Source organism: Nocardia sp. NPDC004168 (assembly GCF_040610355.1).
Lineage (GTDB): Bacteria > Actinomycetota > Actinomycetes > Mycobacteriales > Mycobacteriaceae > Nocardia > Nocardia sichangensis.
The window spans coordinates 95009-115073 of the sequence record NZ_JBEXME010000007.1 but is presented as its reverse complement, the minus strand read 5'-3'; the positions used below and the strand labels follow the sequence as shown (position 1 = coordinate 115073).

Genomic DNA, 20065 nt, shown 5'->3' with positions numbered 1-20065 from the left:
GCACCGCGGCACGACGCGGAGAACGAGACCGACCGCGAAAAGTGCACGGTAACAGACTTTTTCGAACAAGCGATCACATCGGGCCGGGCCTGCGCGAACCGTAGGGTCGACAACAGATTTCGCGAGGCGATCGTGCCGTGCGTCACATTGCTTCCGATGCGCCGATCACGGGCGCACGACCGTGACCGGTCTCACGACTAATCCAGCGGCCGCCCGGCTATCGCGGCGGCTCCAAACGGTTGAAGTTGCTCGGCGGATCATCGGTGCCGCGCTCCTCGTACCAGAAGCGAAGTTTCCTGGCATCGAACGTGGCGAACCACTCTTCCCACCGCACCGGGCGCAGCACGGCGCCCCCGTACCCGGGGAAGTCGAATCGCAACACCCCGAGCCGTCCGTCGTGCTCGCTGCCCGGCACGGTCGCGGGCCGGGCTCCGCGCTGGGCCGCCCAGCGGCGGATGACATCGTGGTTCCTGGTGACGGAGATCCCTCGGGACTGGATCGACGCCCCCGGCCCACCCGGTCCGAACCGCGGATTCCGGGTGCCTGGGCGGCGCTGGTCGGTCATGACGAGCTCCTCGAGCCATCGGCATCTGTTGTCCGGTTCCTGTCTAACTACCCGTTGGGCCTGTTATGCAAACTGGTCGGCCGAACCGTGGCTGCCGAGCGAACCGGTTGGCGCCGTGATCGGTGGGTAACCGGCCGATGATCGGCCGGACGAAGCGCGGTCACAGCCGTAGCGCACGCCGATCACCCGAACGAGGAGGAGTTCGCATGTCCACCGACAGCGCGACACAGCCGGTCCCGCCCACGCCCGAGCCGGACCCCGTACCGCCCATCCCGGAACCGGATCCCGTACCGCCGATTCCCGAGCCGGACCCCATTCCGGAGCCCAATCCTGTTCCGCCGGAACCTGATCCGCATCCGCTGCCACCGGTGCCAGGCCCCGCGCCACGTCCGCCGGTACCAGGACCGGCGCCGACGCCCCCCGTGCCGGATCCCGGTCTGCCCGGGCCGTCGCCGGACCCGACTCCGCCGAATCCGGTGTAACGGGCCGACGTCAGTCCCGCAGCGCCTGCTCGCGCAGCGCGTTCAAGGTCCGGGAAAGAATGCGCGAAACGTGCATCTGGGAGACTCCGAGCCGCTCGGCGATCTGATTCTGCGTCAACGACTCGAAGAAACGCATGGTCAGCACCTGACGCTCACGCTCGGGAAGTTCGCCGAGCAGCGGTTCGACCGCCATCACGTCCTCGACCAGGTGATAGGAGGGCTCTTCGGCGCCGAGGCTGTCCAGTAGCGGCTGCGCGGTGTTCTCGGCGTCCTCACCGGCGGCCGCGTCGATGGACGACGACTGGTAGGCGTTGCCCGCGATCAGCGCTTGGGTCACCTCCACGAGCTCGACATCCAGCTCGGCCGCGATCTCCCTGGCGCGTGGCATCCGGCCCAGTCGCTGGGACAGCGTTTCGACGGTCGGACCGATACTCAGTTGGATCTCCTTGGTCCGGCGGGGCACCCGCACCGCCCAGGTGTTGTCCCGGAAGTGCCGCCGGACCTCGCCCATGATCGTGGGCACGGCGAAGGACAGGAACGACGATCCGCGCGTGACGTCGAAACGGTCCGCTGCCTGCACCAACCCCAGGCGGGCCACTTGCAGCAGGTCGTCGAAGTTCTCGCCGCGCCCGGCGAACTTGCGGGCGATGTGCTCGGCCAGCGGCAGGCATCGTTCGATCAGCTCCCGACGCATCGGCGCACGTCGTGGATCGCCGGGATCCAGCGCGGCGATCTTCTCGAACAGCGGCTCGATGTTGTCGTAGGTATCCCCGCGCGACCTCGGCTCACCCGCCATTCGGCGCACCTCGCACCCAGCTGAAGTCGATCACTGTCGGATATCCGCCGAGCACACTGTCGTAGGAGCCCTGCGCGGCGGCGATCGAATCGGTCAGCGTGCGTACGATGTGCCAGCCGAGCCCGGCGTGCCCGAGCACCGACTCGGTGACCGCCACCGAGGAGACGTGCACGAACATCTTGCCGTCGTCATAGGTGAACTCGCAGTCGATCGTCGAGCCAACGGCGGCGTCGATGATGAGCGAGGTCGCCACCTCGTCGAGCGCGAGCCGGATATCGGTCACCTCGTCCAAGGCGAAGTCCGCGATGAGGGCGACTGTCTCGGCGAGCGCGCGGAGCATGGTCAACTGTTCCAGCCGAGCGGGCACCCGCACACCGACTGTCGTCGTATCGGTCGAGGATCGGGAAGTCGACTCCCCCATTTGCCCATCACCACCTTGTCCTCACAGCCACTCCACTGCGGCCTGCATACCGCCGCCGAGTTCTCCTTCTCAGCCACCGGAACACCGCGGACGCCACGGACTGTGGAGCGGAATATCGCCGCGTTCCTCGTCCGGGACGTACCCGCCGGGATGGGATCGAAACGCCGGTCAGTCGCCGTCGATGCGCTCGTGGGCGGTGAGCAGCAGATGATCGAATTCGGTGCGCAGGCCTACCGTGACGCCGGCCAGCCCGGGCAGATCGGCGACCAGCCGCGCGGCCAGTTTGCGCAGTTTGACGTTGGTCTCCTGCGATCGCCAGCTCAGCACACGGAACGCCTGCTCGGGGCCGACGCCGTAGATCAGCATGAGCGCGCCCTTCGCCTGCTCGATCACCGCTCGGGCGGCGTACAACTCGGGCAGGGCGTCGTCCAGCGTCTCCTGCCGGTGCTCCTCGAGGGTGTCGGTGACGTCGATGTAGTAACCGGAGGTGCCCACCACCAGCCCCGAGTCGTCGATCATCCGGTCGGCGACCAGGACCACGTGGTGGACCGCGCCGGCGGTGTCGATGATGCGATGGCGACTGGAGAACGGTTCCGCGTCGGCGATCGACCGCGCCAAGGCGCTGGCCACCGCTTCGCGATCGTCCGGGTGCTTGTGCTTCAGCAACAACTCCGTGGTCGGCGTCACCGTCCCCACCGCGTAACCGTGCATCGACGCGACCTCGTCCGACCATTCCCAACGCTGGTCGGTGAACCAGAAACGGAAACTGCCGACACTTTGCGGCCTTCCGGTACCGATCACCCGGTCCAGCGCGAGGGCGTTCTCGGGCTGGACCGACCTGCTTTCACTCACCGCTGAAGTATCCGATGCCGACGCGCCCGGTGTGACCGGATCGGGAGCGGTCACACCGGCGAGCACCGGTCTCGGGCGACAGTCTTCGGCTCAGGCGTCCAAAGCTGTGCGCATGGACTGGTAGCGGGGGAACAACGACCGCACGCCGGTCACCTCGAGTGCCCGCTCGACTCCCGGTCCGCCCACGACGATGCGCAGGTCCGGACGACCCAACCCCTCTCTGCGCAGCGCACCGAGCCGCACGGCCGCGCGCAGACTCAAGAACCTCGCCGCTCGCAGATCGATCACGACGGCATCGCACGGTGACTGCAACGCACGCTCGACCGTCTCGAAGAACTCGGCCGACACGGCGGCGTCCAACTCGCCTTCGACCCGGACCACCACGCATTCGCGACGGCGGTCCACCCGCTGTGCCCACAACCGGTTGTCCCGACGACGTCCCGGTCCCGAACCATTGAGATGCACGCCCTCGGCGTGGTCCCGTAGCAGAGAAATGGCAGACAAGTCGAACCTCCCGTGTAGGGGGTATCCAGTCCTCCGCGACGGCCGGAGAGGGCAGCGCGCGAATCGGTTGCCGTGCCGTCCCATCGACCGGCTGCGCCGAATGCGTCGAACCGGGGTCGGCTGTGATCTCAACCTCCCTACAGTGTGGCACGGCCGACCCCTTCCCGACAGCGTTCGGTAGGAGAACGTGACCCGCCGCCGGAGGGCCCGCGACCGGGACGAACCGACCGGTCGGCCGGGAATGTGACCGCTGACGTGGGGTTTCATCGGGCCGGCCGCGGGCATATACCGAACATATTCCCGAACGTCACGCGATGCCGGTCGTAGGGCAACCGCGCGTATCCGCGCGTCCGGATGCCGCCCGCGACGAGAACGGAGCACCCGGTGAAGATTGCCATGGTTTCCGAAGATGCCAGCCCGCTCGCCGAAGGCAGCCCCGCCGACGGGGGCGGCCGCGGCGCCTATGTAGCGGAGTTGTCGGCCGCCTATGCCCGCCGGGGCCACGACGTGACGGTTTATACCCGACGTATCAGTCCGCACGCCCCGGCCGAGTTGCTCGCCGACGGCGGCTATCGCGTGGTGCACGTCGCGGCCGGACCGCCCAACCCCTTGCCGAGCGACCGCACCCTGCCCTACCTCGGTGACTTCGGCACCGTGCTGCGACGGCACTGGGGTGCCGATCGGCCCGACATCGTGCACGCGCACTACTGGAAGTCCGGGCTCGCCGCCGAACTGGCCTCCCGCGCCCACGGCATCCCAGTGGTGCTGACCTTCCACGGGCTCGGCACCGTGCAGCGGCGCTGCGAAGGTCTCGCCGACCCGAGCCCACGCTCCCGGATCCGGTTCGAGCGGCTCATTGCGACGCGGGCGGCGCACGTAGTGGCGACCTGCTCCGACGAGGTCGGGGAGCTGGCCAGGATGGGCGTGCCGCGCTTCCGTACCTCGATCGTGCCGCACGGGGTCGACCTCACGAGGTTCACCCCGGAGGGCGCGGCCGCCGATCGGCATGCCACGCACCGGCTGCTCGCGGCCGGAGAGTTGGTGCGCCGCAGCGGATTCGACCCCCTTATCGGAGCGCTGGCGGAGCTGCCGGACACCGAGCTGGTGATCGCCGGCGGCCCCGCCGCCGACGACGAGGACGACGCCGAAGGCCGCAGGCTGCGCCGCATCGCATCGGATCATGGTGTGCGAGAACGGCTTCGATTGACCGGACCGGTCACGCGGCCGACCATGCCCCGGCTGTACCGCTCCGCCGACGTCGTGCTCTGCACGCCCTGGTACGAGCCGTTCGGCCGGGTGGCGCTGGAGGCTATGGCCTGCGGGAAGCCGGTGATCGCCACGGCTGTCGGCGGCCTGCTGGATACCGTGGTCGACGGCGTCACGGGACGATTCGTCGCTCCGCCCGAACCCGCTGCCATCGTGCGGGCGGTGCGCCCGCTCCTGGCGGACTCGACGTTGCGCGAAACCTGGGGCGCGGCAGCCTATCAGCGGGCCGCGAGCCGCAATTCCTGGGATCGGGTCGCGGTCGAGACGCTCAGCGCCTACCACCGCGGCGCACCCGCTCACGCGGGCGAGGTCGTCTCCTGGGCGCGGTGAATCAGTAGTGCTCGGCGCGGACGTCCTCGGACGCGCTGCGCCAGCGCCACGGGGCGACGAGCCATGTCGACACGAACAACGCGACGGCGGCGATACCGGTCACCACCGCCGCTGCCGTGCCCGTCACATAGTCGACCACGAGAACCACCGCGCCGATCAACGCGAGACCCAGCAGTGCGACGCCGGCCATCGCGCACCGGTGCGCCGCCCAGACGACATTGCCCAGCCGGTGCCTGCGGAACAGGATCCGATGCCAGGACACCGGCGCGATCAGGAACACCGTCGCCCCCAGCACAGCAGCCAAAGTGGCGAGGTACAGCGCTCGCAAGCCCGGCGCCAGCGTGCCGAACGACGCCTGGAACGGCAGCACCAGCAACGCCCCGAACAGGAATTGCACACCGGTCTGGACAACGCGCAACTCTTGGATCAGGCTCGCCCAGTTCCGGTCCAGTCGTTCCAGCTCGGTCTCGCCGCGCGCACGGCGGGCCCAGTCGTCGTCCTCACCCTCGGGCACGCGCGGCCTCCCGGCGGTTGCGTTTCTTGATCGCCTCGACGAGTTCGTCCTTGCTCATCCGCGAGCGCCCGGTGACCTCGAGTCGCCGGGCGACCTCCAGCAGGTGTTGTTTCGACGCGTTGGCATCGACGCCTTCGGCCGTCTCACCTCGCGCGTCCGGCCCGTGTTGCTTGGCGCGTTCGTCCGAGGGACCGCGGTGCGCCTTGGGCTCCCAGTGGTCGCCGACTTTCTCGTAGCTGTGCTTCAGCGCGGCATAGGCGACGCGGTGGGCGCGCTGTTCGTTCCCGTCGTACTGCTCCAGCGCGGCGTCGTGCGCCTCGGCGAAGGTGCGCTGCGCCTTCTCCTCCGACCGCTTCAGCGTGCTCGGCAACTCGGACTTCTTCACATCGCCGCGCGCTGTCGTCTTGGGCATGTGTCGCTCCTTCCCTGCTCGCGAGGTTGGTCCGAAGTGGTCCGAAAGCCCGGCGCCGGGCCGCATCGGGCCCTCCGGATATCCGGACGCATACCCGGTGAAACGTCGATTAACCCGGTGTCCGCCGGGTACCACCGCTGCATGGCCGTTACCACCGATCAGCTGCTGCATGCGCTCACCCGCACGGTGAACGCCTTGGCGGCGACAGACATCCGATTCGCGGTGGCGGGCGGCTGCGCGGTCTACGCCCGTGGCGGCCCCACCTCCCAGCACGACGTGGACATCTTCGTCAAACCGGCCGACAGCGGGCGGGCGATCCAAACGCTGGCCCGTGCGGGGCTGCGGGTGTGCGACCCGCCGGAGAACTGGCTACGCAAGGTCTACGCCGACGACATCCTGGTGGACGTCATCCACCGCCCGAACGATCGCGAGGTGACCGACGAACTGCTCGACCGGGCCACCGAGATGCGGATCGGGCCCGCCAAGGCCCCGGTGATCAGCGGTACCGACCTGATGATCGACAAGATGCTCGTCTTCGACGCGCACCGCCTTGATCTCAGCCCGATTCTGCACATCGCGCGCGACCTGCGCGAACAGGTCGACTGGGAGGTTGTGCGCGAGCAGACCAAGGCCTCGCCCTACGCGCGGGCCTTCCTGGGCCTGCTGGACGATCTCGGCATCACCCGCACCGGAAAGGTGGAGTAGATGGAGCAGCCGCAATACCTGGTCGCACGATTGCGCCGGGCGCTGGCCGAGGATCCCCGCACCGCCGAACTCGGTGTGCAGGTGACCATTCGCGGCGACGTCGTGGTGCTGTGCGGCGAGGTGAGTAGCGAGAACTGCAAACAGCAGATGGAAACCGTCGTGCGCGAACAGCTTCCGCACGCTCGGATCCACAACGACGTCCATGTCACCCGTCCCACGGCGCCCGTCGAAACCGAGACGCTGGAGCCGGACGGATCCGAAAGGAGTTGAGCGGCATGCGGATAGCCGCGGTCGGTGACGTACATCTCGGCGTGGATTCGCGCGGGCAATGGCGGGAGGCACTGGACGGACTGTCCGCGCGAGCGGATGTGCTCCTGCTGGCGGGCGACCTGACGCGCCACGGCGCCGTCGACGAAGGCCGGGTGGTCGCGGAGGAGTTCGCCGACCTGGGCGTGCCGGTCGTCGCCGTCCTGGGCAACCACGACTATCACAGCGACGCCGATCAGGAGATCAGCACCGTGCTGGCAGACCACGGCATCACGGTGCTGGAAGGCACTTCGGTGACGTTGCACCTCGACGGGAGCACGCTCGGGGTCGCGGGCACGAAAGGCTTCGGCGGCGGCTTCGCGGGCAAGTGCGCAAGCGTCTTCGGTGAACCCCTGATGCGTGAATTCGCCGGGCACACCGTGGACGTGGCCGCCGCACTCGGCGATGCGCTGGCGAATCTGCACACCGACGTCACCGTCGCGCTCACGCACTACTCCCCGATCAGCGACACCCTGCACGGCGAGCCGAGGGAGATCTATCCGTTCCTCGGCTCCTACCTGCTCGGCGAGGCGATCGATGAACACGGCGCCGACCTGGCGTTGCACGGTCATGCGCACGCGGGCACCGAGCGCGGCACCACTCCGGGCGGCATCCGGGTGCGCAATGTCGCCCAGCCGGTGATCCGAGCGGCGTACGCGGTCTACGATATGCACCCGGCCGCGGTCTGAGTAGGGCCGGACTCAGAAGTCGGTCGAGATCGCCTCCACGGTGCTGCCCGACTGGGTGTTCTCGACGGTGGTGGCCACGTCGGCCTGCGCGATGATTCCGACCAGCTTGCCTTTCTCCAGTACCGGCACGCGGCGCACCTGATGCTGCGACATCACCGACATCACCTTGCGTACGTCGTCGTCGGCTTCGACGGTGACCAATTCCTCGCCCCCGAGTTCGCCCGCGTCGACGCCGAGCGGGTCCTTACGCTGGGCGATCACCTTTACGACGATGTCGCGATCGGTGAGCATTCCTTTCAGCTTGTCGTCCTCACCGCAGATGGGTAAGGCGCCGACGTTCAACTCCGCCATGCGCTGCGCGGCCGCAACCACCGTGTCGCTGGAGCGGACACACTCCACGTTCGGGGTCATGATGTCCCGTGCTGTTGTCATCGGGATCCTCCTGAATCTTCTCGCGGGTACGAGCGGCCCGGAACAGGGTCGCTCGCTGACGTCCTACCCCCGTTTCGGATCCCTTAACGCGGGCATCCGACCGGTATGGCCGCCCAGGACGGCCCGCTCGCAACGGCGCGGGCCTCGGGAGGCCCGCGCACCGAAATCGTTGCCGCTCAGCAGAAAGGACATCCGATGCTGCCAGCACCGAACGAGCCGACCGCGGGATCCGGCGGCGCCGGAGAGCAGCACGTGGCCCGGACCCACGCGTTTCCGGACGACACCCGCACCATTCGGACACACGCCGGAGAATCCATCGAGGACGCCCGGAACTGGCCGGGCATCATCCTGGTCGCGGTGGGCATCGTGGCCATGGCCCTGACGCTCACCGCCGCCGGGTACGGATTCGCGGGGTGGGCGGTGGTGGCGGGGGTCGTCAGCGGCGTCTGCATCATCGCGGGCGTCTTGGTGATCGTCGCCGAGCACCGCCGGATCAAGGCGCGAGAAGGCAGGCGGCTGCGGGACGCCGCCGGTCACTGATCCTCGCCCGATCGCGTGCCGCCCGCGGGGATGCGGCTTCGAACTCCAGGAGAAGGAATGACACACCAGCCCAATCGGCCTTTGGGCCGCTTCGCCCTGCTCATCGGCGCTGTGGCGGCGGGATCGGCGCTCACGGCATGTTCGGTCGACGGCGGCGATCCGGCCGCGGATACGCCCCAGCCCGCGACCGTCTCGATCACCATGCCGGGGCCGAGCAGCCCCCAGGTGCCGAACACTGACCAGATCACGGCGGAAGCGGCGAAGCAGCTGTGCGACATGATGGGCGCGGACATCGACACCTGGCGTGGCCAGAGCGCCACGGTGGCCAAAGTGACGTTCAACGGCACCGTGCACAACTGGGCGGCCCGTAACGGCGGGCTCAACGACGTCGTCGTCACCCACCGCGACACGGTCGACGCCGTCACTACGCAGACCTGCCCCGACGTGCGCGAACAGGCGGTGCAGGCGCTCGGCGTACCGGACCTGGCCTCGGCGCTGGCGGGGTTCGGCCGATGAGCGCCGCGCGCCGGATGGGCGTCGCCGTCCTTGCCGCGCTGGCGGTGTGCGCGGCGGGGTGCGGCAACGAGCCGGAGAAGATCGTGAACAAGGGCGGTGACACACCGTGCAACGAATACGTCGCCCAGGATCCCGACAAGCAGCGCGTCACCACCGAGAAGTTCCTCGAAGAGGAGCGCGAGGGTCACGAGACGCCCGACGCCAGAACCGTCGACGCGGCGATCACGGCGATCAAGTTGATGTGCGCGGCGCAGGCCAATCCGGACACCCCGATCCGCAAGGCCGACCTCACCGGCATCTTCGTGCCGAAATGAGCGTCTTGCTCGCGTTGCGCGCGCACGGGTTGCGGGAGCTGCTGACCGCGGTTCCCGCCCTGCGCGCGTTGCACGACGCCCGCCCGCGACACCGGCTCGTACTGGCCGCGCCGGGATGGCTGCGCCCGGTGGTGGAACTGGCCGCGTGCGTCGACGAACTCCACGCGACGCCGATGGCGGCCGGATTGCGCTGGAACGCCGCGGCGCCGACCTTCGCGGTCAATCTGAACGACTGCGGGGCCGAGAGCATACGCGCGCTGCTCGCGACCGATCCGGAACGGATGATCACCCACCGCCACAAGGACTTTCCGCAGGTGCCGGGTCCGCTGTACGAGCCAGGCCTGCCCGACACCGTGCGGTGGTGCCGGCTACTGGATTGGGCGGGCATCCCGGCCGATTCGGCCCGACTGGACATCACGCCACCACCGGAGTGCACCGGAGAGCGGCGCTCCATCGTCGTCTATCCGGGTGGAGCCCTGGCGCGTCGCTGGCCCGCCGACCGTTTCGCGACGGTGGCCGCCGGCCTGCGCGAGTGGGGAGGTCCGGTACGTATCGTCGGCAGTGCCGCGGACCGTCCGCTCGCCCTCAGCGTCGCGGCCCAGGCGGGCTTGCCCGAAAACGACGTCCTGGCAGGCGAACTCACGCTGCGCCAACTCGCCGCGACGGTGGCCGACGCGTCCCTCGTGCTCAGCGGCGACACCGGCGTCGGGCATCTGGCCACGGCGTTCGGCACACCGTCGGTGCTGATCTTCGGTCCCGACTCGCCCGCGGTCTGGGGGCCGCCACCGGAACGGGCGGCGCATGTCGCGTTGTGGGCCGGGCACCCCGGCGACCCGCGGGCGGACACACCCGCGCCCGGATTGGCGATGATCAGCGCCGCCGAGGTGCTCGCCGCCGCCGATCGGCAGCTCAGCGGCCACGTGCGAGTATGAGAAGGAATCCGCACGGGCGTTTCGCCCCGTCGAGACCGGCTATCTCGGGCATATGACGTCCCTATGGTTGCACGGCGCGCAGGTTCCGGCGCGGTTGCGGTTGACGCCGGGATCGCGCTTCGACACGGTGGTGATCGGCGGCGGGCTCACCGGACTGGTGACCGCCCTGCTGCTGGTCGAGAACGGCGTGGAAGTGGCCGTGGTCGAAGGAAGACGCGTCGGTGCGGGCACCACCGGGGCCACCACGGGTAAGGTCAGTCTGCTGCAGGGGACGCGTGCGCAGCAGATCGCCCGGCACCATTCCGACAACGTCCTGCGCGACTATGTGGCGGCCAATCGCGAAGGGCAGGAATGGCTCTTGGAGTACTGTACCGCGCACGGCGTGACCGTCGAGCGGGCAGCAGCCTTGACCTACGCGCAGAACGACGACGAAATGTCGGCCGTGCGAGCGGAATACGCCGCGACGCAGAAGGCGGGCCTGCCCACCGAGCTGTTGCGCGAGCTGGACGTCGACTTTCCCGCGCGCGGCGCGGTGCGCTTGGCCGATCAGGCCCAACTCGATCCGATGGCCCTGTTGGCCGCGCTCGCGGCCGACGTGGAGTCACACGGCGCGCCGATCTACGAATCCACCCTCGTGCGCGGCGTACATCACGGTGGCGGCGGTGATCTCGTCGTCTCCACCGAACACGGCGACCTCGGCGCGGGCCGGGTGGTGCTGGCCACGGGGACGCCCATCCTCGATCGTGGCGGATTCTTCGCCCGCCTCACTCCGCAACGCTCCTATCTGACGGCCTTCCGCCTGGACCGACCGGCTCCGCGCGATATGTACATCAGCGCGGGCAGCCCGACTCGCTCCCTGCGCCGCGCGCAGGGACCGGACGGCGAGCTTCTGCTGGTCGGCGGCAACGGTCATGTCGTCGGCCGCGGCGGATCGACCCGGGAGAAAGTGGAGGATCTGGTGAACTGGGCGCACACCTGGTTCCCGGGCGCCGAGCTGACGCACCGCTGGTCGGCTCAGGACTACTCCCCCATCGGAGAGCTTCCCTATGTGGGTCCGTTGCTGCCGGGGCAGAACGACATTCAGCTGGCCACCGGCTACGCCAAGTGGGGTTTGACCAACGGGGTCGCCGCGGCGATCGCGCTGGCCGGACGGTTCACCGGGGCGGCACCTCGATGGGCGGGCGCGCTGGCGAGCTGGCGTCCGGACGAGCTCAAGGCACTGCCCGCGGCGACGAAGATCAACGGCGCCGTGGCACAGAAACTCTCCGCGGGCTGGCTGCGGGTCGCGACCCACCACGACGGCGACGCTCCGGCCGAAGACTGCGGCATGGTCCTGCGCGAGGGCCTGCACCCGACGGCGGTGTGCACGGTGGACGGCGTCACCAACCGGGTCTCGGCGGTGTGCCCGCATCTCTACGGCATCGTCAACTGGAACGACGCCGAACGCACTTGGGACTGTCCGCTGCACGGCTCGCGTTTCGCCGCGGACGGCACGCTGCTCGAGGGCCCGGCCACCAGCTCGCTCACTGCCCTGCACGAGCCGCGCGACACCCGGTGAACCGGCGACGGGCTGCTCAGTCCGTCAGCGGCCTGGCATCGGCGAGGATTCGATCGACCGTCTGCTCGACCGTGAGATCCGACGTGTCCAGCCAGAGCCCGATCCGAGGAGTGGTCTCGCGCAACACCCTGTCCAGCCCCGCGACGGTGAATTCGTCGTAGGCGTCTTTTCCGCGTCCGGCCTCGCGCGCCAGGACCACTTCGGTGCGCGGCGCGAGCACGACGACATACAGCGGTCGCGTGACGATCAGATCCGCCGTCCAGGGCAGGAATTCACCGAGGAAGACATCCTGCAGCACAGCCGTGAATCCGGCATCGGCATAGGAGTCGGCCGTCGCCGCGGCCAGGCTGTGCCGTAGCCGCAACTGGGCCAGCGCCTCGGGCGAGGGGTCCGCGGTCATCTCGGCACGCCCGTTCACCACGAACCGGCGGAAGGCGTCCCCGCGCACGTGCGCCGAGCGCGGCAGCCGCTCGGCCAGCGCCTGGGCGACGGTGGATTTGCCCGCGGCCTGGATGCCGGTGATCAGATAGACAGCCGATGCCATGACGACGATCATGGCGCGCCCCGCCACGACCGGCTACGGCGACCCCGCCGCGCTCAGTTCGCCCGAGCGCCTGCCTTCTGCTCGACATAGCGGTTCATCGCCCAATTCAATCCGCGCATCGCGGCGTTGTACGCGGGCGGGAAATACCGCTGTGCCCAGAAGCCCACGCGAATGTCGGGCGAGGTGAACACGAGGTAGCGGTTGCGCTCGACACCACGCACGATCGAGCGCGCCGCCGCCTCCGGGGTGACCGCGTGCCGCATGAACAGCGCCATGCCCCGCTGCACCGCTTCGGCCGTGCGATCGACGCCCGCGATGTCGACGCTGTCGACCATCGGCGTGGCCATGGCGCCCGGACACACCAAGCTCACGCCGATGCGGTGGCGTGCCAAGTCGAAGCGCAGCACCTCCGACACCCCGCGCAGGCCGAACTTGCCGGCGCTGTACGGCGCGTGCCACGGCAAGCCGAACAGACCGGCCGCCGAGGACACGTTCACCACGTGACCGCCGCGTCCGGCCGCGATCATCGGCGGGACGAACGCTTCGATCACGTGGATCGGGCCCATGAGGTCGATGTCGACGGTGCGCCGCCACTGATCGTGCGTCAGCCGGTCCACGGTCCCCCACGTGGCGATACCGGCCACGTTCATGACGATGTCGACGCTGCCGACCACGTCGTGCACCTGGGCCGCCAGCGCCACGACCTGGTCGTAGTCACTGACATCGGCCGCCTCGGCGACGTGAACGGTCGCGCCCGCGGCGCGCGCGTCGGCCGCGGTCCGCGCCAGGCCGTCAGCGGCGATATCGGTCAGCACGAGCGAAGCGCCTTCGGCTGCCGCCGCGAGCGCCGTACTGCGACCGAGACCGCTGGCCGCGCCGGTGATCAGACAGGTTTTGCCGGCGAACTTCGTCATAGTCGATGACCATACGCAACCATGAACATCACTGTCTATGGAACAGGCGAACGGCTCTCCCACGGAACCGGCGCGAGCGCGACCGTGATGTTGTCGCCGCCACCGCAACGCAATGCGAACTCCGCGAGCGCGCGGGCAGCCTCCGCGGGCGCCTTCGCTGCCACCTGGTCGGCCAGCGTGGCGGGCGCGGGCGAGTAGTTCCACAGCCCGTCGGAGCACAGCAGCAGCACACCGGGCCCCGAGACGCGCACCGTCCGAACGCAATTGTCCGCCCACGGCTTCGGCGGGCTGTCCGCGCCGAGCCAGCGGATCAGCGTGTGCGCCCGGGGATCGGCCATCGCCGCGCGCTCGTCCATCGCACCCGCGTCGACCAGTGCCTGTGCCCACGAGTCGTCGACGGTCAAGCGCTGGGCCTGCTCGTCGCGCTGGGTCGGCAGCCAATAGGCGCGGCTGTCACCGACGTTCGCCACGGTGATCTCGGTTTCCGAGCCGTGGTGGGCGACGATGGCGGACACATACGTGCACGAGGGTGCGGGACCATCGGGAACGTCCACGTCGCGGACCGCCTGCACCGCGGCCGCCAACCCGGCCATGATCGCCTCGGTCGCGGGCTGTCCGGCCGCGAGCGCGGCGGAGGTCGCGCCGACACCGGCCCGGACCGCCGCGCCGGAGGCCACCTGCGGCCGGGACGAAGTCGACACGCCGTCACTGACCGCGATCACGACCGACGCGTCCGTTTCCGGCACTACGCCTTCCAGCACCCCGGCCGCGACGGCGTCCTCGTTGCGCGCGTGGGCGATGCCGCGATCGGTGAGCACCGCCACCGCGCCCAGATCGGTGTCGAAGCGATCCGGCACCGGTCGCGACCGGCCGCACCGCGCACAGCGCCCGTCGGCGTAGAAGTGGTCGCCTCCGCAATCGGCGCACGACGTGGCGTCGGGACCGGGCAGCGCTATGTATCGATAACCGAGTTCCCGACCGCAGGACCCGCACCGCAGGCCGTCGAGTCCGACAGCCGAGCATCCGGCGCAGCGTAGGTCGGCACCTTCATCGTTCATCGAACGGCTCCCCGGCCGACAGTGCCGTGGCCCGCGGGCGCGCCATGCTCCGGAAGTCGTTGGCCCAACCGTAACCACAGTGGCGTATTGCTGGTGCGAACTTCCACACCCTCCTCCTTCATCTCCCCGGCAGGCCGACTCCGATCGCGATAGTACGGGAGTGTTCCGGGTCTCGATCCCGGTGCCGGATCTCCCTGCCCGCTGCCCGGCAGCACGATAGCCGACGGTCTGCCCGCACCCGCGAGAGATGGCACCCCGCGCCGGATGATCCGCACGAGAGCAGCCGCTCGTCGCTCAGACCAGCTCGGGCGACCGATGCGACCGCCGCCCCCGCGTGCGAAACGTCTGCGGAGGACAGCCCTGCCAACGGCGGAAGGCCCGGATGAAGGACGCCGCCTCCGCATAGCCCAGTCGCGCGGCGACCTGTTCGGTGGTCATGTCGGTGTGCGCGAGCAGCACCTCCGACATGGTCTGGCGTACCTCGTCCAGCAGCGCCCGGAACGAGGTGCCCTCCTCGTTCAGCCGCCGCGACAGGGTGCGCGAGCTCATGAACAGCCCGAGAGCGACTGTCGCCTGATCGGGGATCTCACCCGGAGTGCGAACGAGGCGGTCGCGCACCGACGCCGCGACGCCGGTCCGTGACCGGCGCCGGTCCAGCAGGTCGCGGCACAGTTGTCCGCAGTTGTCCCGCGCGGCCGCGTTCGCCGGTGGCAGCGGCCGGTCCAGCACACCGCGGTCGAAGACCACCGCGCTCGTCGGCGCACCGAAAACCGGCGCCACACCGAAGACGTCGCGGTACCGCTCGAGGTCGCGCGGACCGGCGTGCCGGAAACCGACCCGCCGCACCGGGACGCCCACGGCGAACAATTCACGATCGAAAGCGGGCAATCCGGCCAGGGCCGCTTCGGCGAAGAACGCCCGCATCTCGGGCGGGATGTCGGCGTCGTCGAACACCAGCCGCGCTTCGCCGTCGGCTTCCTCGATGGCCAGTCGCCCGAACGGCACTGTGCGACCGATGTAGCGCGACCCCACCTCGATCAGCTCACGCAGCGTCCGGCTGCCCAGCAGCGCGAGACCCCACGGCCAGCGCGACCGCACATCGCGCCGGACCGCCGCCGCGAGACCGAGTCCCGGCTCGTCGCCGAACCGGCCGAGCACCGTCTGCACCACCAGCAGTTCGTCCTGCGCGGTGATCTCGGCGGCGGGGTCGCCCAGATCGGCGGGCGCCAGCGTGGTACCGGCCAGGCACTCGGCGGGCGCCATGCCCCGCTCTCCGGCGATGCGTACGAGCGCACGCACGCCTGCGGTGCTGCGGAGGGTATCCGGATCGACCATGACTCGCGTCCTCGATGAAGCGGTACTGCGCGGTATCGGCGCAATGTATCAATCGGGTGTCGTGCGCATCGGCGGTTCGCCGAAATGTCGTCACGGCAGCCGCTGGCAGCCAGCTGTTTTCGTCGCCGGAACGGTAGCCGTGTCCGGTGTCGCGTGAGTTCGGCGCCATCAATCCCGCACGGTGATACCGATGGAACGCGCGAAGGCGGGCGCGAGATCCATCAGCTGCGGACTGCTGATCGTGGCCCCGCGCAGGCTGTCGAGCCCGTCGGCGACATCGAGTGCCGTCGCGCCGCGCAGGTCCGCTTTCATCACGCGAGCGTTGCGCAGCGAGAGCCGGACGAGCGCCGAGCCGGGCACCGTGATCTCGGTCAGCGCGGCCTCGGCGAAGTCACAATCGCGCAGCACGCAGTCGGTGAAGGTCACCTCGCGCAATTGGGCCCGGCGAAAGTTCACCGAGTCGAACTTGCACCCTTCGAATCGCACCCGCCGCAGGTTCGCCCCCGCGAAGTCGACACCGGACATCGCGCCCGCCACCACCTCACTGTCCAGCCACGCCGTGTCGGCCAATTCGGTGCCGACCCAGCGGACGTGGCGCAGCCACACATCGGTGAACCGGCTGTAGCGCAGCGTGCCGCGGGTGAAGGTGTTCGAGCTGAACGCCGACTCGTTGAAGCGCGCGGGCGACACATCGATGTCGTCCAGCGCACCGCCGTCGACCCGGACGCAGTCGTAGTCGCCCTCCGCTTCGAGGTCCCCGTCCAAGGCGGTGAGATACCGCGCGTAGGGCAGGTCGTCGAGTTCGCGCGCCATGCACTCCTCCAGTTCGTCACGAAGATCGGTCGGCGACGAGTATTCCGGTGCGCAACGACAAGTTCGGCCGCTGATCGAGATCAGTCGCCGCTCGACTCCAGCCGGGCCGCGCGCGACAGCAGGTAGCGCTGCTGCGGAATACTCGTTGTCCGCTCCGCGGCGGCCAGATACGCCCCGCGGGCGCCGGCGATGTCGCCGAGCATCTCCAGCAGGTGTCCGCGCACGGCGGGCAATCGGTGGTCGCCGGCGAGACGCTCGCCGAGATCGTCGGCCAGCTTCAGCCCCGCCGCAGGTCCCACTGCCATCGCCACCGCGACCGCGTGGTTCAGCGCGACGATCGGATTGTCGGCCGCCGCCAGCAGGCGTTCGTAGAGCAGGGCGATCTGCGGCCAGTCCGTCGCGGCGTAGCTGGGCGCCTCGTCGTGCAGTGCGGCGATCGCGGCTTGCAACTGATACGGCCCCGGAATCCCCCGTGGTAGTGCGGCGGTGATCAGTGCGATTCCCTCGGCGATCGTGCCCGCGTCCCATCGGCTACGGTCCTGCTCCTCCATCGGGATCAGCTCGCCGCCGGGGCCGGTGCGTGCGGCACGACGGGCGTCGGTGAGCAGCATCAGCGCCAGCAGTCCCGCCACTTCGTCGTCCTCGGGCAGCAGGCGGTGCACGAGGCGGGTGAGCCGGATCGCCTCGGCCGACAACTCGACCCGATGCAGTTGCGGGCCGGAGGTGGCGGCGTAGCCCTCGGTGAAGATCAGATACAGCACGTGTAGCACGGCGGCCAGCCGGTCGGCGCGGTCGGCCGCGGACGGCGGGGCGAACGGCACGCCGCTGCGTGCGATGGTGCGCTTCGCCCGGCCGACGCGTTTCGCCATGGTCGGTTCCGGAACCAGGAAGCACCGGGCGATCTCCGCGGTGGTGAGGCCGCCGACCGCGCGCAGCGTGAGCGCGACCTGGGAGGACGGCGACAGCGCGGGGTGACAGCACAGGAACAGCAGGATCAGGGTGTCGTCGGCGTCGCTGGGCTGCCGGTCGGCGGGCGGCGTCAGCCAGTCCTCCGGCAGCGCCCAGCGGGCCACGGTCTGTTCGCGTTGCCTGCGGGCCTGCTCGGCCCGCAGCAGATCGGTGAGCCTGCGCGAGGCGACGGTGATCAGCCAGGCCAGCGGTTTGGCCGGGACACCGTCGGCGGGCCACTGCGTCGCCGCGGCGAGCAACGCCTCCTGCACCGCGTCCTCCGCGGTGTCGAAGTGCCCGTACTTGCGCACGAGCGCGGCGAGGACCTGCGGCGCCAACGGGCGCAGCAGGTCCGTCGCCACCGGATCGGGCACGGTCAGCCGAATTCGGGAGCGGCTTCGGCGATCGGGCGCACATCGGCGTAGACCGATTGGAGCACGTGCGCGGGAGCTGGGCACTTGTTGAGTTCGGCCGCGATCTCGGTGGCGCGGTCGAAGCTCTCGCATTCCACGATCCAGAATCCCGCGAGCACTTCCTGGGTCTCGGCGTAGGGGCCGTCGGTGACGAACGGCTTTCCGTCCTTGATGCCCAGCCGCCTGGTGTGTACCGGCTCCGCCAGTCCGCGGGTCTCCACGAGTTCGCCCGATTCCTCGAGCTTCTTGTTGAGCTCGGTCATGAACTGGGTCAGTGCCGCGAATTCCTCGGCCGTCCACGCGGGCTTGCCCGTGTCCTTGCCGACCATGCCGTCATAGTCCCGCTGCGAGGCGTAGCTCAGGATCATGTATTTCATGGCGATTCCTCTGGGTCGTCGGCGCCCCGGTGGCGCCGCTCGTCTGGAACGTCGGAGCCGCTGACCATTCTCGGACATCGCGGTGGAAAAAACTTCTCGATGGTGGTCACCAGGCCGGATGCTCTGCTCGGCCGCGTCGTGCCATGCTGTCCCGCATGATCATCGAGGGAACGGCCGCCGCCGGCTACGAGGCCGTGCGGGAGGCGTTCGCGGCCGATTTCACCGAGCAGGGCGACATCGGCGCCGCGGTCTGCGTGTACCTGGACGGGCGGCCGGTGGTCGATCTGTGGGGCGGAACGGCCGATCCCGATACCGGGCGACCGTGGCAGCGCGACACCTTGCAGCTGGTCTATTCGGCGACGAAAGGCGTCGTCGCCACCATCGCGCACCTGCTCGCGCAACGGGGCGAACTCGATCTCGACGCTCCGGTGGCACGCTACTGGCCGGAATTCGCGGCGGCGGGTAAGGCCGACATCCCGGTGCGCTGGCTGCTGACGCACCAAGCGGGCCTTGCGGCGCTGGACAAGCCCGTCGAACTGGGTGACGCACTGGCCTGGACGCCGATGGTGGACGCGCTGGCCGCGCAAGCGCCGAATTGGCCCCCCGGCACCGCGTTCGGGTATCACGGGCGCACCTACGGCTGGCTGGTCGGCGAAGTGATCCGCCGCGTGTCCGGTCGCACGCCCGGCCGGTTTCTCGCCGAGGAGATCGCGGGTCCGCTCGATATCGACTTCTTCATCGGCCTGCCACCGTCCGAGCAGGCCCGGGTCAGCCGCTTGGTGTTCGCGCCCGCGCCCGACTTGACCGCGGTGCCCGAGGACGCCGTTCCCGAGTCGCTGCGTCCGCTGCTCGCGGCGATGCGTGATCCGCAGGCCCTGGTCAATCGGGCCTTCCAGATCACCGACCCGGCGGACATCGACTTCAATTCACCGGCCGTCCAAGCCGCGGAACTGCCAGCGAGCAACGGCATCGGCACGGCTCGCGGCCTGGCGCGTCTGTACGCGGCACTCGTCGGCGAGGTCGAGGGCACGCGCCTGCTCACCGCCGACACTCTCGCCGCTGCCAGCCGGGAACAGGTCGCGGGCACCGATCACGTCCTGATGCTGCCCGGCCGTTATGCCTCGGGGTACATGCTGCCCACCGCGGAACTGCCACTGGGCGGAGCCGCCTCGTTCGGCCATCCGGGCCGCGGCGGCAGTCTCGCGTTCGCCGATCCCGAACGCCGTCTCGCCTTCGCCTACGTCACCAACCATATCGTCGAAGGCGCGCTCGATCTGCGCGCCCGCAACCTGGTCGACGCGCTGAACGGCGTGCACGCGACCGTGCGGTGAGCGTTCGCTCCGCCGCGACGCGCGCAGGCCCACCCGGTCACCGGGTGCGGCGGTTCAGCGCACGGTCAACGTGCACGTCGACGAGTCCGGCGAGCCGGTCGGCGATCCGCGTGGTCGTCGCGTCGTCATCGCCGAGTGCCACGCGCATCCGCGCCGTGCCGGTCGCTGGATCGGTGGTCACGGTCAACTCGTGGCAGG

Annotated in this window: 26 protein-coding genes; 10 read left to right on the top strand and 16 right to left on the bottom strand. The window is 69.6% G+C overall.

The window, feature by feature from the left end; translation table 11 throughout:
• Window positions 1-217: 217 nt before the first annotated feature.
• The 5 genes from ABZW96_RS16180 to ABZW96_RS16160 form a co-directional block, all read right to left on the bottom strand.
• A complete protein-coding gene (locus ABZW96_RS16180; protein WP_355075259.1) occupies window positions 218-565 on the bottom strand; it encodes a hypothetical protein in 348 nt (115 codons plus the stop codon).
• A gap of 492 nt (window positions 566-1057) precedes the next feature.
• Window positions 1058-1843 carry an RNA polymerase sigma factor SigF gene (locus tag ABZW96_RS16175; protein ID WP_355075257.1) on the bottom strand — a complete coding sequence of 262 codons (786 nt, stop codon included), beginning with the start codon at window positions 1841-1843 and terminating at the stop codon, window positions 1058-1060.
• Entirely contained in the window at window positions 1833-2264 is a 432-nt protein-coding gene (locus ABZW96_RS16170) for an anti-sigma factor (RefSeq protein ID WP_355075255.1), read from the bottom strand. The genes ABZW96_RS16175 and ABZW96_RS16170 overlap by 11 nt, the downstream gene beginning before the upstream one ends.
• 168 nt (window positions 2265-2432) lie before the next feature.
• On the bottom strand, window positions 2433-3074 hold the full coding sequence (locus tag ABZW96_RS16165) for a PAS and ANTAR domain-containing protein (RefSeq protein WP_355075547.1): 642 nt from the start codon (window positions 3072-3074) through the stop codon (window positions 2433-2435).
• Window positions 3075-3206: 132 nt separating this feature from the next.
• Window positions 3207-3620, bottom strand: a complete 414-nt coding sequence (locus ABZW96_RS16160) for an STAS domain-containing protein (RefSeq protein WP_355075253.1) — start codon at window positions 3618-3620, stop codon at window positions 3207-3209.
• 396 nt (window positions 3621-4016) lie between these two features.
• Between ABZW96_RS16160 and ABZW96_RS16155 the strand changes: the two genes are divergently transcribed.
• Window positions 4017-5216 (top strand): glycosyltransferase, encoded by a 1200-nt coding sequence (locus ABZW96_RS16155; protein ID WP_355075252.1) that lies wholly within the window; start codon window positions 4017-4019, stop codon window positions 5214-5216.
• Between the two features lies 1 nt (window position 5217).
• Here ABZW96_RS16155 and ABZW96_RS16150 read toward each other — a convergent pair whose 3' ends face one another.
• A complete protein-coding gene (locus tag ABZW96_RS16150) occupies window positions 5218-5730 on the bottom strand; it encodes a DUF6328 family protein (RefSeq protein WP_355075250.1) in 513 nt (170 codons plus the stop codon).
• Window positions 5717-6142 (bottom strand): ChaB family protein, encoded by a 426-nt coding sequence (locus tag ABZW96_RS16145; RefSeq protein ID WP_355075248.1) that lies wholly within the window; start codon window positions 6140-6142, stop codon window positions 5717-5719. Before ABZW96_RS16145 ends, ABZW96_RS16150 begins: the two co-directional genes overlap by 14 nt.
• Before the next feature lie 141 nt (window positions 6143-6283).
• Between ABZW96_RS16145 and ABZW96_RS16140 the strand changes: the two genes are divergently transcribed.
• The 3 genes from ABZW96_RS16140 to ABZW96_RS16130 are packed head-to-tail and all read left to right on the top strand — an operon-like array spanning window position 6284 to window position 7842.
• Window positions 6284-6847 carry a nucleotidyltransferase family protein gene (locus ABZW96_RS16140; RefSeq protein WP_355075246.1) on the top strand — a complete coding sequence of 188 codons (564 nt, stop codon included), beginning with the start codon at window positions 6284-6286 and terminating at the stop codon, window positions 6845-6847.
• Entirely contained in the window at window positions 6848-7117 is a 270-nt protein-coding gene (locus ABZW96_RS16135; protein WP_355075244.1) for a BON domain-containing protein, read from the top strand.
• 5 nt (window positions 7118-7122) lie between these two features.
• Complete coding sequence (locus tag ABZW96_RS16130) at window positions 7123-7842, top strand: metallophosphoesterase (protein ID WP_355075242.1); 720 nt, start codon at window positions 7123-7125, stop codon at window positions 7840-7842.
• A gap of 12 nt (window positions 7843-7854) precedes the next feature.
• Here ABZW96_RS16130 and ABZW96_RS16125 read toward each other — a convergent pair whose 3' ends face one another.
• Window positions 7855-8274, bottom strand: coding sequence for a CBS domain-containing protein (locus ABZW96_RS16125; RefSeq protein ID WP_355075241.1), 420 nt, complete (start codon window positions 8272-8274; stop codon window positions 7855-7857).
• Between the two features lie 195 nt (window positions 8275-8469).
• On the opposite strand from ABZW96_RS16125, the gene ABZW96_RS16120 reads away from it, so the two are divergent.
• The 5 genes from ABZW96_RS16120 to ABZW96_RS16100 are packed head-to-tail and all read left to right on the top strand — an operon-like array spanning window position 8470 to window position 12134.
• On the top strand, window positions 8470-8814 hold the full coding sequence (locus ABZW96_RS16120; protein WP_355075239.1) for a hypothetical protein: 345 nt from the start codon (window positions 8470-8472) through the stop codon (window positions 8812-8814).
• 57 nt (window positions 8815-8871) lie between these two features.
• On the top strand, window positions 8872-9330 hold the full coding sequence (locus ABZW96_RS16115) for a hypothetical protein (RefSeq protein WP_355075237.1): 459 nt from the start codon (window positions 8872-8874) through the stop codon (window positions 9328-9330).
• Window positions 9327-9644, top strand: a complete 318-nt coding sequence (locus tag ABZW96_RS16110; RefSeq protein WP_355075235.1) for a hypothetical protein — start codon at window positions 9327-9329, stop codon at window positions 9642-9644. The genes ABZW96_RS16115 and ABZW96_RS16110 overlap by 4 nt, the downstream gene beginning before the upstream one ends.
• Entirely contained in the window at window positions 9641-10576 is a 936-nt protein-coding gene (locus tag ABZW96_RS16105) for a glycosyltransferase family 9 protein (RefSeq protein ID WP_355075233.1), read from the top strand. The genes ABZW96_RS16110 and ABZW96_RS16105 overlap by 4 nt, the downstream gene beginning before the upstream one ends.
• 52 nt (window positions 10577-10628) lie before the next feature.
• Complete coding sequence (locus tag ABZW96_RS16100) at window positions 10629-12134, top strand: FAD-dependent oxidoreductase (protein WP_355075231.1); 1506 nt, start codon at window positions 10629-10631, stop codon at window positions 12132-12134.
• Window positions 12135-12150: 16 nt separating this feature from the next.
• Here the strand turns inward: ABZW96_RS16100 and ABZW96_RS16095 are convergent, their stop codons facing one another.
• From ABZW96_RS16095 to ABZW96_RS16065, 7 genes are all read right to left on the bottom strand, one after another.
• Window positions 12151-12678, bottom strand: coding sequence for an AAA family ATPase (locus ABZW96_RS16095; protein ID WP_355075229.1), 528 nt, complete (start codon window positions 12676-12678; stop codon window positions 12151-12153).
• A gap of 53 nt (window positions 12679-12731) precedes the next feature.
• Window positions 12732-13592: an SDR family oxidoreductase gene (locus ABZW96_RS16090; protein ID WP_355075227.1), complete on the bottom strand. Its 861-nt coding sequence runs from the start codon at window positions 13590-13592 to the stop codon at window positions 12732-12734.
• A 35-nt stretch (window positions 13593-13627) separates the two neighbouring features.
• Entirely contained in the window at window positions 13628-14650 is a 1023-nt protein-coding gene (locus ABZW96_RS16085; RefSeq protein WP_355075226.1) for a protein phosphatase 2C domain-containing protein, read from the bottom strand.
• Window positions 14651-14944: 294 nt separating this feature from the next.
• Entirely contained in the window at window positions 14945-15985 is a 1041-nt protein-coding gene (locus ABZW96_RS16080) for an AraC family transcriptional regulator (RefSeq protein ID WP_355075224.1), read from the bottom strand.
• Window positions 15986-16153: 168 nt separating this feature from the next.
• On the bottom strand, window positions 16154-16798 hold the full coding sequence (locus ABZW96_RS16075; RefSeq protein ID WP_355075222.1) for a pentapeptide repeat-containing protein: 645 nt from the start codon (window positions 16796-16798) through the stop codon (window positions 16154-16156).
• Window positions 16799-16878: 80 nt separating this feature from the next.
• A complete protein-coding gene (locus tag ABZW96_RS16070) occupies window positions 16879-18120 on the bottom strand; it encodes a DUF6596 domain-containing protein (RefSeq protein WP_355075220.1) in 1242 nt (413 codons plus the stop codon).
• A gap of 2 nt (window positions 18121-18122) precedes the next feature.
• Window positions 18123-18536 (bottom strand): YciI family protein, encoded by a 414-nt coding sequence (locus ABZW96_RS16065; protein ID WP_355075219.1) that lies wholly within the window; start codon window positions 18534-18536, stop codon window positions 18123-18125.
• A 155-nt stretch (window positions 18537-18691) separates the two neighbouring features.
• Between ABZW96_RS16065 and ABZW96_RS16060 the strand changes: the two genes are divergently transcribed.
• Window positions 18692-19867, top strand: a complete 1176-nt coding sequence (locus ABZW96_RS16060; protein WP_355075217.1) for a serine hydrolase domain-containing protein — start codon at window positions 18692-18694, stop codon at window positions 19865-19867.
• Between the two features lie 37 nt (window positions 19868-19904).
• Here ABZW96_RS16060 and ABZW96_RS16055 read toward each other — a convergent pair whose 3' ends face one another.
• Entirely contained in the window at window positions 19905-20048 is a 144-nt protein-coding gene (locus ABZW96_RS16055; protein WP_355075215.1) for a hypothetical protein, read from the bottom strand.
• Between the last annotated feature and the right edge of the window lie 17 nt (window positions 20049-20065).